The 14,849-nt window shown below is 75.4% G+C and carries 10 protein-coding genes; 4 read left to right on the plus strand and 6 right to left on the minus strand.

Features of this window, described 5'->3' with window-relative positions:
• Nucleotides 1–104: 104 nt before the first annotated feature.
• Nucleotides 105–1,343, minus strand: a complete 1,239-nt coding sequence (locus ACIRPP_RS12010; RefSeq protein ID WP_164332975.1) for an SAV2148 family HEPN domain-containing protein — start codon at nt 1,341–1,343, stop codon at nt 105–107.
• A gap of 410 nt (nt 1,344–1,753) precedes the next feature.
• Between ACIRPP_RS12010 and glgX the strand changes: the two genes are divergently transcribed.
• The 3 genes from glgX to ACIRPP_RS12025 all read left to right on the plus strand — a co-directional run bounded on the left by glgX (nt 1,754) and on the right by ACIRPP_RS12025 (nt 7,768).
• A complete protein-coding gene (gene glgX / locus ACIRPP_RS12015; RefSeq protein WP_403640614.1) occupies nt 1,754–3,916 on the plus strand; it encodes a glycogen debranching protein GlgX in 2,163 nt (720 codons plus the stop codon).
• A 92-nt stretch (nt 3,917–4,008) separates the two neighbouring features.
• Nucleotides 4,009–6,378, plus strand: coding sequence for a malto-oligosyltrehalose synthase (treY, locus tag ACIRPP_RS12020; RefSeq protein WP_403640617.1), 2,370 nt, complete (start codon nt 4,009–4,011; stop codon nt 6,376–6,378).
• 139 nt (nt 6,379–6,517) lie between these two features.
• The gene (locus ACIRPP_RS12025; RefSeq protein ID WP_403641194.1) at nt 6,518–7,768 is read left to right on the plus strand and encodes a M14 family zinc carboxypeptidase; all 1,251 of its coding nucleotides are present in this window, start codon (nt 6,518–6,520) and stop codon (nt 7,766–7,768) included.
• Between the two features lie 22 nt (nt 7,769–7,790).
• Here the strand turns inward: ACIRPP_RS12025 and ACIRPP_RS12030 are convergent, their stop codons facing one another.
• On the minus strand, nt 7,791–8,306 hold the full coding sequence (locus ACIRPP_RS12030) for an SSI family serine proteinase inhibitor (protein ID WP_403640620.1): 516 nt from the start codon (nt 8,304–8,306) through the stop codon (nt 7,791–7,793).
• A 195-nt stretch (nt 8,307–8,501) separates the two neighbouring features.
• On the minus strand, nt 8,502–9,053 hold the full coding sequence (locus tag ACIRPP_RS12035) for an FHA domain-containing protein (protein WP_403640623.1): 552 nt from the start codon (nt 9,051–9,053) through the stop codon (nt 8,502–8,504).
• Between the two features lie 178 nt (nt 9,054–9,231).
• On the opposite strand from ACIRPP_RS12035, the gene treZ reads away from it, so the two are divergent.
• Nucleotides 9,232–10,977, plus strand: a complete 1,746-nt coding sequence (gene treZ, locus ACIRPP_RS12040; protein ID WP_403640627.1) for a malto-oligosyltrehalose trehalohydrolase — start codon at nt 9,232–9,234, stop codon at nt 10,975–10,977.
• A 953-nt stretch (nt 10,978–11,930) separates the two neighbouring features.
• Here treZ and ACIRPP_RS12045 read toward each other — a convergent pair.
• The 3 genes from ACIRPP_RS12045 to ACIRPP_RS12055 all read right to left on the minus strand — a co-directional run bounded on the left by ACIRPP_RS12045 (nt 11,931) and on the right by ACIRPP_RS12055 (nt 14,824).
• Nucleotides 11,931–12,875 (minus strand): phosphotransferase family protein, encoded by a 945-nt coding sequence (locus ACIRPP_RS12045; protein ID WP_403640630.1) that lies wholly within the window; start codon nt 12,873–12,875, stop codon nt 11,931–11,933.
• Nucleotides 12,876–12,921: 46 nt separating this feature from the next.
• Entirely contained in the window at nt 12,922–14,049 is a 1,128-nt protein-coding gene (locus ACIRPP_RS12050; RefSeq protein ID WP_403640633.1) for an aminopeptidase P family protein, read from the minus strand.
• Between the two features lie 112 nt (nt 14,050–14,161).
• Nucleotides 14,162–14,824 (minus strand): PDZ domain-containing protein, encoded by a 663-nt coding sequence (locus ACIRPP_RS12055; protein WP_403640636.1) that lies wholly within the window; start codon nt 14,822–14,824, stop codon nt 14,162–14,164.
• Nucleotides 14,825–14,849: the final 25 nt, after the last annotated feature.

The raw sequence follows: 14,849 nt of genomic DNA on the forward strand, positions 1-14,849 counted from the left end.
GCCGGGCGGGAGGACGGTACGGCCCGGCGGGCCGGGCGGGGTGGGGCGCGATGGTTCGTCCCCGTGAGCGGGGCGGCGCGGCCCGGGCGCGGGCGCGCGGCGGGTCAGGACACCGGCCGCGAATCCGCCCACATCTGCTCGAACTCCTCGCGGTAGGTGGGGAACAGACCGCCCTCCTCCACCTGGCCCGGTTTGACCACCTTGGTGCCGTTGCGCAGGACCACCACGGGTGCCTCCATCCCGCGGGCCCGGCGCAGGTAGTTCTGCACCACGGCGATGCCGTCCGCGCCGTCACCGTCCACCAGGTAGGCGGTGCAGCGGGGGGTCTCGTCGTAGACGTGGATCTCGAAGGCGCCGGGGTCGCGCAGGCGGGACCGCACCCGGCGCATGTGGAGGATGTTCATCTCCACGGAGCGGCCCAGTTCGCCGCGTTTCAGGCCGAGTTCGCGCTCGCGGCGCTTCACGGCGCTGGAAGCGGGGTTGAGGAACAGCAGCCGTACCCGGCAGCCGGACTCGGCCAGCCGCACCAGGCGGCGGCCGGAGAAGTTCTGCACCAGCAGGTTGAGGCCGATACCGAGGGCGTCGAGCCGGCGGGCGCCGCCGAAGATGTCCTCGGCCGGGAACTGGCGCAGCAGCCGCACCCGGTCGGGGTGCACGGCGACCACGTCGGCGTAGCGGTCGCCGACCAGGTCCTCGACGGCGTCGACGGGCAGCCGGCGTGCCGAGGGGACGTCGCCGCCGGTGCCGAGCATCTCCAGCAGCCGGGCGGAGGCCCGTTCCGCCTGGTTCAGCACGGCCTCGGACAGGGCGCGGTTGCGGGAGACGACGTTGCGGGTGACCTCCAGTTCGTCGAGGGCCAGCTCGACGTCGCGCCGGTCGTCGAAGTACGGCTCGAAGCAGGGCCAGTGCTGGACCATCAGCTCCCGCAGCTGCGGGAGCGTGAGGAAGGACAGCACGTTGTCGTCCGCCGGGTCGAGCAGGTAGCCCTTGCGGCGGCTGACCTCGCGCACCGCCACCGCGCGCTGCACCCACTCCTGGCCGGCCGGTCCGGCGGCGGCGACCACCCACTCGTCGCCGTGGACGGGCTCGTAGACCGGCCGCAGGACGGCGGCGACGACCGCGCGGAGCCGCTGCTCGACGAGGTTCAGCCAGATGTAGGCGCGGCCGGCCCGCTGGGCGCGGGTGCGGACCTCGCGCCAGGCGTCACCGTCCCAGTCCAGCTCCGGCCCGATCGAACCCGCGTCCATCGGCCGTGCCAGGGACACCGCGCCCGGCGGGGCGTCCGTGGAGGTCCCCTCGTGACCCTCGTCACCAGGGGGCAGCTCCAGCCCTCCCGAGCCCACCCGTGCACCGCCTTCCGCTCCCCCGGGACTCCCCGTCCCGACGATCAAGGAGACTACTCCGCAAGCGGCGCGCGGTGCAGCCCGATGGACCGGGTCGTTTCCCAACTTCCGCACTCCGCACGATCGTTCCGCGCGACCGGGTCGGCGGGGAGTGATCCGGCTCATAGTGGCACGCGCGCCCCCTGCACGGCTGCCCCTTGCGTCACCCGGGTCGCAGGAGTACGCGTGTGCGGTGGGCGGCACCCGGCCGGCCGGCGCCGTCCGGGGGATGCACGGGCGGGCCCGGAGTGGGCATATGTCTGGGGGCCTGTCCGACAGGTCGCGGTGGTTCCCTCATTTTCGAAGGAGACTCGGGGAGACTCGGAGCCAGGCGCCGCCATCGGCGCCGTACACCTGAAAGAGTCGTATTCATGCAGGTCTGGCCTGGCGAAGCGTATCCACTCGGTGCCACCTACGACGGCGCCGGCACCAATTTCGCGGTCTTCACGGAGGCCGCGGACCGAGTAGAGCTGTGTCTGCTGCACGACGACGGCTCCGAGACGGCGATCGAGCTGCGGGAGAGCGACGCGTTCGTGCGGCACGCGTACCTGCCCGGGATCATGCCCGGGCAGCGCTACGGCTTCCGTGTGCACGGGCCGTACGCACCCGAGCGGGGGCTGCGGTGCAACTCCGCGAAGCTGCTCCTCGACCCGTACGCCCGTGCGATCAGCGGGGCGATCCAGTGGGGTGAGGAGGTCTACGGCTACCACTTCGACGACCCCGGACGGCGCAACGACCTGGACTCCGCGCCGCACACGATGACCTCCGTCGTGGTCAACCCGTACTTCGACTGGGGCGACGACCGGCGCCCCCGGACGGAGTACCACCACACGGTGATCTACGAGGCCCACGTCAAGGGCCTCACCATGCGCCACCCGGGGCTGCCGGAGGAGCTGCGCGGCACCTATGCGGCCCTGGCGCACCCCGCGGTGATCGAGCACCTGACCGAGCTGGGGGTGACGGCGCTGGAGCTGATGCCCGTGCACCAGTTCGTCAACGACCACCGGCTGGTCGACATGGGTCTGAACAATTACTGGGGCTACAACACCATCGGCTTCTTCGCCCCGCACAACGCCTACGCGTCCTGGGGCGACCGGGGACAGCAGGTGCTGGAGTTCAAGTCGGCGGTCAAGGCGCTGCACGAGGCGGGCATCGAGGTCATCCTCGACGTCGTCTACAACCACACCGCCGAGGGCAACCACCTCGGGCCGACCCTGTCCTTCAAGGGCATCGACAATCCGCGCTACTACCGGCTGACCGACGACCCGCGCTACTACATGGACACCACGGGCACCGGGAACTCGCTGCTCATGCGGTCCCCGCACGTGCTCCAGCTGATCATGGACTCGCTGCGCTACTGGGTCACCGACATGCACGTCGACGGCTTCCGCTTCGATCTCGCGGCGACGCTCGCGCGGCAGTTCCACGAGGTGGACCGGCTGTCGTCGTTCTTCGACCTGGTGCAGCAGGACCCGGTGGTCTCCCAGGTGAAGCTGATCGCCGAGCCCTGGGACCTGGGCGAGGGCGGCTACCAGGTGGGCAACTTCCCGCCGCTGTGGACGGAGTGGAACGGCAAGTACCGCGACACCGTGCGGGACCTGTGGCGGGGCGAGCCGCGCGCGCTGGCGGAGTTCGCGTCCCGGCTGACCGGCTCCTCGGACCTGTACCAGGACGACGGGCGCCGCCCGCTGGCCTCGATCAACTTCGTGACCTGCCACGACGGCTTCACGCTGCACGACCTGGTGTCGTACAACGACAAGCACAACGAGGCCAACGGCGAGGACAACCGGGACGGCGAGAGCCACAACCGGTCCTGGAACTGCGGGGCGGAGGGCGAGACCGACGACCCGGAGGTGCTGACACTGCGGGCGCGGCAGATGCGCAACTTCATCGCCACGCTGATGCTGTCGCAGGGCGTGCCGATGCTCAGTCACGGCGACGAGGTCGCCCGCACCCAGCGCGGCAACAACAACGCCTACTGCCAGGACAACGAGCTGGCCTGGCTGGACTGGCCCGGGCCGGACGGGGAGGACGGCGAGGACGGCAAGGACGGCGAGGAGGCCGGTGACGACCTGCGGCGGCAGATGCTGGCGTTCACCCGCGCCATGGTGTGGCTGCGCAAGAACCACCCGGTCTTCCGGCGGCGCCGCTTCTTCCACGGGCGTCCCGTGGAGGGCACCCACGACGACCTCTCCGACATCGCCTGGTTCACCCCGGAGGGCGCGGAGATGACCCAGCGGGACTGGGACTCGGCGAGCGCGTCGGCGCTGACCGTCTTCCTCAACGGCAACGCGATCTCCGAGCCCGGCCAGCGGGGCGAGCGCGTCACGGACGACTCGTTCCTGCTGATGTTCAACGCCTCGCCCGGGCCGCTGGACTTCGTGGTGCCGGTCGACCACGGCCGGCAGTGGGAGGTCGTCGTCGACACCGCCCGCGCGGACGGCGTCCCCCCGGGCACCGGTCCGAAGGTCGACGCGGGCGACCGGCTGACCCTGCCCGACCGGAGCATGACCGTGCTGCAGCGGCCCGCGTAGCTGCGCCGGGGGGCCACCCGTACGGGGCTGCGGGTGGCCCGAGCGGCGGCGGGGATGACACGAAAGCCGCCGGGCCGGGTACGTAGCTGGGCATGACACCTGAGCGACCTGACCCGGCGGTGCCCACGGCGACCTACCGGCTGCAGTTGCAGCCCGGCTTCCCGTTCGCGGCCGCGGCGGCGGCCGTGCCGTACGTGGCCTCGCTGGGCGTCTCCCACCTGCACCTGTCCCCGGTCCTGGAGGCCGTGCCGGGCTCCGCGCACGGCTACGACGTCGTGGACCACGCGCGGGTGCGCGCGGAGCTGGGCGGCGAGGAGGGGCTGCGGGCCCTGTCCCGCACCGCCCGGGAGCACGGCCTGGGCCTGGTGGTGGACATCGTCCCCAACCACATGGCGATGGCGCCGCGCCACAACCACGCCCTGTGGGAGGTGCTGCGCGAGGGACCCACGTCCCGGTACGCGCGGTGGTTCGACATCGACTGGCAGGCCCAGGACGGCCGGGTGCTGCTGCCGGTGCTGGGCGGCCCGCTCGGCGCGGAGCTGGACCGCATCGAGGCCGACGGCGACGTGCTGCGCTACTACGACCACGTCTTCCCGCTGCGCGAGGGCACCGGGGACCTGCCGCTGCCGGAGCTGCTGGACGCCCAGTGGTACCGGCTCGCCTGGTGGCGGCTGGCCCGCACCGAGCTGAACTACCGGCGGTTCTTCAGCATCTCCGAGCTGATCGGGGTGCGGGTGGAGGACCCCGAGGTGTTCGAGGCCACGCACGCCACCGTCCTCGCACTGCTGCACGAGGGGGTGGTCGACGGTCTGCGCGTGGACCACCCCGACGGACTCGCCGACCCGGACGGGTATCTGCGGCGGCTGCACGAGGCGTCCGGCGGCCGGTGGACGGTGGTGGAGAAGATCCTCGCCGACGGCGAGCCGCTGCCCGCCGCCTGGCCGGTCGCCGGCACCACCGGCTACGACGCCCTGCGCCATGTGGACGGCCTGTTCACCGACCCGGCCGGGTTCGGCGAACTGCTCGGCCAGTACCGGCGGTTCGCGGCGCCCCAGACGGACCGGGGCGGCGACTGGGCGGCGACGGTGCGGCGGGCCGCGTACAAGGTGCTGACGCACGAGCTGGCCACCGAGGTCGACCGGCTCACCCGGGTCGCGGTCCGGCTGTGCGCGACGTCCCCGGAGCCCGCGCTGCGCGACCGCGCGCCGTGGGCGCTGCGCACCGCGCTGCGGGAGCTGCTGGTCCGCATGGAGGTGTACCGGCCGTACGGGTCCGTGGACGCGGCCCGGGTGGTCACCGAGGAGGCGGCGGCCGAGGCCCGGCTCGCCTTCACCGTCCCCGAGGAGGCGGGGGCGGTGGACGTCGTACGGGACCTGGTGCTGGGACGGTACGGGGACGGGCCCGCGCACGTGGAGTTCCGTACGCGGTTCGCGCAGACCGCGTCGGCGCTGCGGGCCAAGTCCGTGGAGGACACGGCGTTCTACCGCTACGTGCCGCTGCTGTCGGCGACCGAGGTGGGCGGCGAACCGGGCAGTCCGGCGGTGTCCCCGGACGCCTTCCACGCGTACTGCGCGCGGGTGCAGCGCGACTGGCCGGTCACCGGCACCGTCGTGTCGACGCACGACACCAAGCGCAGCGCGGACGTGCGGGCCGCGCTGCACGTGCTCACCGAGTGCCCCGGGCGCTGGGCGGACGTCCTGGCGGAGGTGACCCGCACCGGGGACGGCGTGCCGGACGGGCAGCTGGCCTGGGCGGCCTGGCAGACGGTGTTCGGGCTGGGCGGCCCGGCGGACGCCGACCGGGTGCGGGGGGCGCTGCTGAAGCACGTGCGCGAGGCGGGCATGTACACCAGCTGGACGGAGCAGGAGCCGCCCTACGAGGAGGCGGTGGAGCGCTTCGTGACGGCGGGGCCGTGCGGGGTGCCGGGCGAGCGCGTGACAGCCTTCCGGGACGCCCTGGAACCGCACATCACCGCCAATGTGCTGGGCACCGCCCTGGTCCATCTGACGATGCCGGGCGTGCCGGACGTCTACCAGGGCACGGAGCACGAATACCGGGCCCTGGTGGACCCGGACAACCGGCGCGTCGTGGACTTCCCCGCCGGGCCGGCGGAGGGCAGGGGGGCGAAGGAGACGGTGACGCGGGCGGCGCTGGGGCTGCGGGCGCGGCTGCCGGAGGTGTTCGGTGACACGGCGTCGTACGAGCCGCTGACCGCCGAGGGGCCGGCCGCGGCGCACTGCGTGGCCTTCGTGCGCTCCGGGCGGGTGCTCAGCGCCGTGACCCGGCTGTCGCTGCGGCTCGCGGAGGCGGGCGGCTGGCGGGAGACGCTGCTGCCGCTGCCGCCGGGCCGGTGGGCCGACTTGCTCACGCCGGGACGGGAGTTCACCGGGCGGGTGCGCGCGGCCGACCTGCTCGGGGCGTGGCCCGTGGCCCTGCTGGAGCGCACCGCCGACGCACCGTAGGCGCGCGAGGGCGGCGGCCGCGGGCCGGGCCCCCCGGAGTGCTCCGGGCGCCCCCGGAGCACTCCCCCGGCACACCCTTGACAGCGGTCCGTGACCGTGGGGTACTGCGGAAAGCGAGGTCGGGCGGATGCGACGGGGGGTGGGTCTGCTGGCGGAGCTGCGCTATCCCACGGTGGCCGAACTGGAGTCCGCCGCCCGTGCGCTGGCCGGTCAGCGGCCCGCGCTGTGCGTCCTGCGCCAGGTCGGCGTCTCCAGCGCGGGACGCCCGCTGTACCTGCTGTCCGTGGGCCGCGCCGAGCCCGCCGTCCTGGTCGTCGCCGGCGCGCACGCCAACGAACCGGCCGGGGGCGGCACCCTGCTCGCGCTGGCCCGGCGGGTCCTGGCGGAGGCGGAGCTGCGGGACGGGACGTCCTGGCACTTCCTGCTGTGCGCGGACCCCGACGGGGCGAGCCTCCATGTGACGTCGTCCCCGCGCAGCCTGTACGACTACCACCTCGGCTTCTTCCGTCCGGCCGGCCCCGAGCAGCCGGAGTGGGCCCCGTCGGTGCTGCCGCCCGACCGGCTGCCGCCGGAGACGCGCGCGCTGACCGGCGTCATCGACGAGCTGCGGCCCTACCTCCAGGTGTCCCTGCACGGCACCGAACTCGGCGGGAGCTGGGTGCAGTTGACACGGGACCTGCCGGGGCTGTCGGAGCCGTTCGCCAAGTCGGCGGCGCAGCTGCACATCCCGGTGGAGACCGGCGCCTCGGACGCCGCGGGCTGGCCCGCGTCCGGCCCGGGCGTCCATGTGATGCCCGGCGCGGAGGCGGGCGCCGCGTATCCGAGCCTGCCGGACGACGCCCGGCACAGCACCTGGTACCACGCCCACCGGTACGGCGGTCTGACCGCCGTGGTGGAGGTGCCGATGTGGGCGAGCGACCTGGTGGACGACCCGGCGCCGCATCCCGCGCCGGCGGCGGCGATGCGGCACCTGTCGCACCGGCTGCTGCGGGACGCGGACGCCGTACGGCGGATCCTGGAGCAGGCGCGGCCCCGCCCGGAGTCCGTCGGCGGGCCGCTGCTGCGGGCGGCCACCTGGGGCCTGGAACTGGTGCCGGGGCTGGCCGCGGACCTGGTGCGCACCCCGCCCGTCGACGGCACACGCGCGTACGTCGGCAGCGTGGACGCGTTCGCGCGGCGGGTGCCGTTGCGGGCGGCGGCCATGCTGCTGCGGGCGCTGCGCGGCAGCGACGCGCGGTCCGCGGCCCGGCTGGAACACCTGGTGGCGTCGTGGAGCGATGCCTTCGCCGTGCGCTTCCGGGCCCGCTGGGTGCCCGTGGAGCACCAGGTCGAGCACCAGGCGCGCGCGGTGGTGGCGGCGGCGCTCCACGCGCGCGAGCGGGCGCGGTGACAGCGCCCGCCCGTCGGTCTCCTCACACCCCCTGGGACTCGTCCGCGGTGAAGACGGAGCCGGTCCGTGCGGCCATCACGCAGGCGTTGGGGAAGGTCTCCGTGTAGGCGACCGGGCGGCCCCGCCACACGCCGCGGGCCTGGACGGTCACCGGGGCGTGGACCATCGTGCAGAACACGTCCTTGGGCGGGATGCCCGCGATGCGGCCGTCCGCCGCCTCCAGTTCCGCGCAGGCGTCGGCGGCCCGCCGGTGGCCCTGGGGCGGGTCGCAGAGCAGGAGGGTGCCCTGTGCGGTGACGGAGGGGGTCTCGCCGGGCCCGGCGGTGAGGTACAGCCAGCTGTCCGGGCCGGTGGACTGCGGGGCCGCCTGGGCGGGGGCGGCACAGGCGAGGAGGGCGGCCGCCGCCAGCAGGGCGCCCCCGAGGGCTCGCCCGCCCCTCGGCGGCCTCGGGCCCCGGCCTGCCTGCGGGTCCCGGCCCGCCCTCATGCCGCGTACCGCTCTCGGATCGTGCACCGTGTGTGCTGAGGTGTGCGTCATGCCCGATGCATCGGCACGGCGGGCCCCGCACCCCAGCCCGGCTCACCCGAACGGGAGGACGGTCGCGGGGGACGCGGTGCCGTCGCACGGCCCGGCTCGCCGGGCCCGCCGGACCGCCGTGCGGCAACACCGCGCGCGGGCGGGGCACATGGGGGCCGGCCCGCCGGCCTGGTGCGGTCGGCGGCGCGCGCGAGGTCAGTCCGCCGACAGGCGGTACGTCATGTGGCCGAAGCCGACCTGGTCGCCCTCGCGGACCACGGCCGCACCGACGACGCGCCGCCCGTTCACCGTGGTGCCGTTGGCCGAACCGAGGTCCCGCAGCACCCACAGGCCGCCCTGGTAGTGCAGTTCGGCGTGGACGCGGGAGACTGTCTCGTGGGTGAGCCGCAGCCCATTGGCGGGGTCGCGGCCTATCCGCAGCGGATGGCCCGTCTGCGGGTGCGGCAGCAGCAGCTTGGGCAGCCGCTCGGCCTGCCACGCCCGGCGCAGCCGCACCCCGAACCCGGACACCGCCTCCACCGTCCCGAAGACCAGCCGAGCCACGCGGCCCTCGGTGCGCAGGTCGGCGGTCAGCACGGCGAGTTCCTCGGGGCGGCGCGCGGCCAGCGCGAGTTCCATGCGCCGCACGAAGGTGTCGTGGGACAACCGGCCCGTGGCGGCGCCGTCCCTGAGTGCCTTCAGCGCCTTGTCGCGCTCCGCGTCGGACACCCGCGCGGGGTAGGTGTTGAACTCGAAGGACGACGTCACGCACGTGATTGTCGGTCAGTGCGGCCCCGCCTGTCCAGAAAGCGGGGAACCGCCGGCCCGCGCAGGCGGGGCGTGCGGCGACACCGGCCGCAAAAGGGGGAATTCACCGGCGGATTGATCTCCGATACCGCACGATGGACGGGCTACATCACGGTGAGCAGACGAAGGGGAACCGTCCGTGCAGTTCGAGGTGTGGGCACCACAGGCCGGCCGTGTGACGCTCGAGTGCGACGGCGTCACCCACGCGTTGGAGCGTGACGCACGGCGGGAGGGGTGGTGGCGGGGGGAGGCCGGCGCGCAGGACGGCTCCCGGTACGGATTCGCGCTGGACGGCGGCCCGGTCCGCCCCGACCCGCGCTCGCGGCGGCAGCCGGACGGCCCGGACGGGCTCAGTGCGGTCGTCGACCACGAGCGGTTCGACTGGCGGGCCGAGTGGACCGGCCGTCCGCTGCCGGGGGCGGTGCTGTACGAGCTGCACGTGGGCACGTACACGCGCGAGGGCACCTTCGACGCGGCCGCCGAGCGGCTCGGCCACCTCGCGGAGCTGGGCGTCACACACGTGGAGCTGATGCCCGTGTGCCCCTTCCCCGGGCGGCACGGCTGGGGCTACGAGGGCGTGTCGCTGTGGGCGGTGCACGAGCCGTACGGCGGGCCCGAGGGACTGAAGCGCTTCGTCGACCGGGCGCACGCGCTGGGCCTGGGCGTCGTCCTGGACGTGGTGCACAACCACCTGGGGCCCTCGGGGAACTACCTGCCCGAGTTCGGGCCGTACTTCACGGACACCCACCACACCCCGTGGGGCTCGGCGGTGAACCTGGACGCCCCGGGCTCCGACGAGGTGCGCGCCTACCTGGTGGACAGCGCGCTGGCCTGGCTGCGGGACTACCGGATCGACGGGCTGCGCCTGGACGCGGTGCACGCGCTGGTGGACACGCGGGCGCGGCACTTCCTGGAGGAGCTGTCGCAGGCCGTGGACACCCTCGGCGCCGAGACGGGCCGGCCGCTGTTCCTGATCGCCGAGTCGGACCTGAACGACCCGCGCGTGGTCACCCCCCGCGCGGAGGGCGGCCTCGGGGTGCACGCGCAGTGGAACGACGACTTCCACCACGCGCTGCACGCCGCGCTCACCGGCGAGTCGCAGGGCTACTACGCCGACTTCGCGCGCGCCCCGTTCGCGGCCCTCGCCAAGACCCTCACCGGGGGTTTCTTCCACGACGGCACCTACTCCAGCTTCCGGGGCCGCCATCACGGCCGGCCGCTGGACCGCACCAGGGTGGCCGGGCACCGGCTCCTCGGCTACAGCCAGACCCACGACCAGGTCGGCAACCGCGCCCGGGGCGACCGGCTGGCCGCGCTGGTGTCCCCGGGCCGGCTGGCCGTCGCGGCGGCGCTCACGCTGACGGCGCCCTTCACGCCGATGCTGTTCATGGGCGAGGAGTGGGCGGCGGGCACGCCCTGGCAGTTCTTCACCGACCACACCGACGCGGAGCTCGCCAAGGCGGTGAGCGAGGGCCGGCGGCGGGAGTTCGCGGCGCACGGCTGGACGGCCGAGGAGGTGCCCGACCCGCAGGACCCGGCCACCCGCGACCGCTCCTGCCTGGACTGGTCGGAGCCGGAGCGCGACCCGCACGCGCGCGTGCTGGCCTGGTACCGGCGGCTGATCGAGGTCCGCCACGAGCAGCCGGACCTCACCGATCCCGACCTCGCCGACACCAAGGTGGCCCACGACGAGGAGCTGCGCTGGCTGGCGTTCCGGCGCGGCGACGTGCTGGTCGCCGTGAACCTGGCCGACGGGCCGGCCGCGATCGCCCTGGGCGCCCCGCATGCGCGGGTGCTCGCCGCATGGGAGCCCGTGGATTCCCCCGGCCCCGACGGCGTCCTGCACCTGCCCCCGGAATCGGCGGTCGTCCTGCTCCAGGACTGACGCGGCCGGGCCGGACCGAGGGGTGGTCGCCCCCGGCCGCTCAGGCCCGGACACGGGCCGCCGCCCAGGCCGCGCAGGCCGGTTCAGGGGCCGCCGACAGGGCCCCGGGCTGGCCCGGACCGCCGGCAGGTCCGGGCCAGCCGGGTCAGGAGCTGGCGCCCGAGCTACGCAGACCGGGGCACGGGCCGGGTCGGCCGGGTCAAGGGCTTTCGTCCGGGCCGCGCAGGCCAGGTCAGGGGCCGTCATGCAAGCCGCACCAGCCGCCGGATCAGGGGCTCGAGCCCGGGCCACGCAGACCAGAGCACGGGCCGGGTCGGCCGGGTCAAGGGCTCGCGCCCGGGCCGCGCAGGCCAGGTCAGGGGCCGTCATGCAAGCCGCACCAGCCGCCGGATCAGGAGCTCGCGCCCGGGCCACGCAGACCCTGGCACGGGCCCGGTCGACCGGGTCAAGAGCTCGCGCCCGGGCCGCGCAGGCCAGGTCAGGGGCCGTCATGCGACCCGCACCAGCCGCCGGATCAGGGGCTCGCGCCCGGGCTGCGCAGACCGGAGCACGGGCCCGGTCGGCCGGGTCAAGAGCTCGCGCCCAGGCCGCGCAGGCCGGGACACAGGCCGCGCCCGCCGGGGCACAGGCCGCGCCCGCCGGTCAGGGACCGTCGTCCGGGCCGCGCAGGCCGGGTCAGGGGCCTCATGCAAGCCGCACCAGCCGGGTCAGTCAGGGGCGGTCGCCCGGGCCGCGCAGGCCGGGACACAGGCCACGCCGGCCAGGTCAGGAGGCGTCGCCCGGACCGCGCCGGCCGGGTCACGAGGCATCGTCCGGACCGAGCAGGGACCGTCATCCGGGCCACGCCGGCCGGGTCAGGGACCGTCATCCGGGCCCCGCCGGCCGGGTCAGGGGCCGTTCTCCGGCCCGCGCAAGCCGCGTCAGGGCCCGTCCTCCGGGCCGCGCAGGTCGCGTCAGGGCCCGTCCTCCGGGCCGCGCAGGTCGGTGACGCGTTCCAGGAGGATCGCCTCCCAGGCGCGGCGCAGCCGGACCCGTAGCAGCGGCAGGGGGTCGGTGCCGTGCCCGGCGAGGGCCTCGGCGAGGTGGATGACCGCGTCGCAGCGGGCCAGCCACAGGCCGCGCAGGCAGGGGCGGGCACCGTACCCGGCGAGGGTGGCGGCCCGTACGGCGGCCGGTGCTCCCACGGCGACGGCGAGGCCCGCGATGTCCTCGGCGGGGTCGCCGACCGCGACGCCGCCCCAGCCGAGGACGCCGCGCACCCGGCCGTCCTGGCTGACCACGAGGTGGTTGCCGGTGAGGGAGTGATGGGTGAGCACGGCCGGGCCGGGCTGGATGCCGAGCTGGACCGCCGCGGGCTGGGTGAGCTGGCCGAGCCGGACCGGGTCGAACTCGTCCGCCGCGGCGAGCCGTTCGGCGGCGGCCCGCGCGGCTCCGCGCAGGGCTTCCAGGGACCGGGGGGTGGCGCGCGGCACACCGAGCGTCTCGGCCTGCCGGGCCGGCACCGCGCGCAGCCCGGTGAGCAGTCCGGCGAGGTCGGTCTCGCCGACGGCGGACACCCGGTGGTCCTCGGCGGAGCCGCCGGGCATCCGGGTGTCCAGGGTGCAGCTCAGGCCGGGGGCCCACTCGCCGCGCGCCACGCTGACCGGGACGGAGACCGGGACGTGCGGGCGGACGAGGTCGCGCACCCGCAGTTCGCGGCGCTGCCGCAGGCTCGCCTCGCGGTCGGGGGCGAGCCGCAGCACATGCCGGTCGCCGACCCACCAGGTGCCGGGCCGGGCGCCCGCGACCGGCCGGACGTCCGGTCCGGGGGCGTGGTCCGCTCCGCCCCCGTCGTCCTTGAGGAGGGTGCGGATCAGCCGGCGGACGGTGTCCGTGGTGGGTGTGGGTGCCTGGGTCATGGTCGCGCCGTTGTCGTTCGGAGGGCGTTGCGGGGGCATCGGTGCCTCAGTCCACTATGACCATGTCGCGGGCGGTGTTGTTGAGCCGCCGTCCGCCGTCCCCGGTGACGGCCACGATGTCCTCGATACGGACGCCGAACCGGCCGGGCAGGTAGACGCCGGGTTCGACGGAGAAGCACATGCCCGGCACGAGCGGCCGCTCCTCGCCCTCGACCATGTAGGGCGGCTCGTGCGTGGTGACGCCGATGCCGTGCCCGGTGCGGTGGATGAAGTGCTCCCCGTGGCCGGCGTCGGCGATGACCGCGCGGGCCGCCCGGTCGACGTCCTGGCAGGCGGCGCCGGGGCGCACGGCGCGGAATCCGGCCTCCTGGGCGGCGCGCACGAGGTCGTGGACGCGGCGTTCCTCGTCGGTGGGCTCACCGACGTGCACGGTGCGGGAGGTGTCGGAGCCGTAGCCGTCCTTCAGGCCGCCGAAGTCGAGGACGACCATGTCGCCGTGTGCGATGACGCGATCGCCCGCCTCGTGGTGCGGGTCGGCGCCGTTGGGGCCGGCGGCGACGATGGTGAAGTCCACCCGGGAGTGCCCGTACCGCAGCAGCAGCGCGGCGAGGTCGGCGGCGACGTCGGACTCCCGCCGCCCGGCGAAGGGCACCGTGCGGATCTCCTCGAACGCGGCGTCCGCGGCGCCCCCCGCGGCGGCCAGCAGTGCCAGCTCGGCCGGGTCCTTGACGGCCCGCAGCATCGGCAGCGCCTCGGTGAGGGAGGCGTAGGAGGTGCCCGGCAGCGCGCGCTGGAGTCCCAGCAGGTGCAGGGCCCAGGTGTTGTCGCTGATGCCGTAGCGGCCCGCGGGGTCCAGGAGGGTGGCGGTGGCGGCGTAGGGGTCCTTGCCGTCGGTCCAGTCGCGCAGGGTGAGGGCGGGGGCGCCGGGGGCCCGCTCGGCGTCGGGGGCCTCCAGGGTGGGCACGACCAGGACGGGATCCCGCTCGGGGGCCAGGACCAGCAGGGTGAGCCGTTCGGTCTCGGCGGTGGGGGTGTAACCGGTGAGCCACGTCAGATCGGGGCCCGGGGCCACCAGCAGGCCGGCCAGTCCGGCCTCGGCGGCCTGCCGCACGGCGCGTGCCATGCGGTCCCGGTGGTCGTCGGCGGTGAAGGGCGCGGGCGTGGTGCCGTTCATCCGGGCCTCCCGGGGTGGGCGTGCGGGCTACGGCAGCATCCTGCCCGGCCCGGGGCGGCGACGCGAGCCGGTGTGCGGGGTCCGCGGGGCGGGCGCGGCGGCCGGAGGCCCGTCATGTGACGATGCCCGGTACCGCGGTCAGCTGCTGGTAGGCGCCGCTGCGGTGGCGCACGGTCAGCACGACCTCCCGGCCGGGGCGGGCCCGGGCGACGGCCCGGGCCAGGTCGGCGGCCGTGTCGATGCGGGTGGTGCCGAAAGCGAGCAGGACGTCGCCCCGGACGAGCCCGGCCGCGTAGCCCGGGCCCGGCACGTGCACGCCGACGACCAGGGCGCCCGGTTTCCGGTCGTCGGCCACCTCCAGGCCGAGTCGGCCCACGACCGGGGTGGCGGCCGGGGCGGGGCGGGACGCCGCGGGGGCGGGGCGCGGGGAGACGGACGGGCCGGCGACCGGCAGGCCCGCGTGCCGCTTCAGTTCGGTCAGGCCGTCCGCGCCGATGACGGTGGCACCGGTCGCGCCGAGCCCGATCCCGGCCAGGACCAGCACCGTCCCGACGAACGCGGTGAACAGCGCGGACACCAGCCGCCGACCGCGCCGGCGGGCGGCGTGCGGCCGGGTGCGGGCGGGGGCGGGACCGGGGCCGCCCCGCTGCTCTGCTCCTTCCCGGCGCTGCCCGCGCCCGTCGTGCCGGTCGTCCGCCTCGTCGTTGCCGCCGGGCCGCTCGCCGCCGTGTTCCCGGCCGGGCATGGGCCGGGGACGCAACGCTGTCTGTTCCATCGATCGCCTCCGTCCGGAGAGCTAC

Source organism: Streptomyces sp. NPDC101219 (assembly GCF_044767675.1).
Lineage (GTDB): Bacteria > Actinomycetota > Actinomycetes > Streptomycetales > Streptomycetaceae > Streptomyces.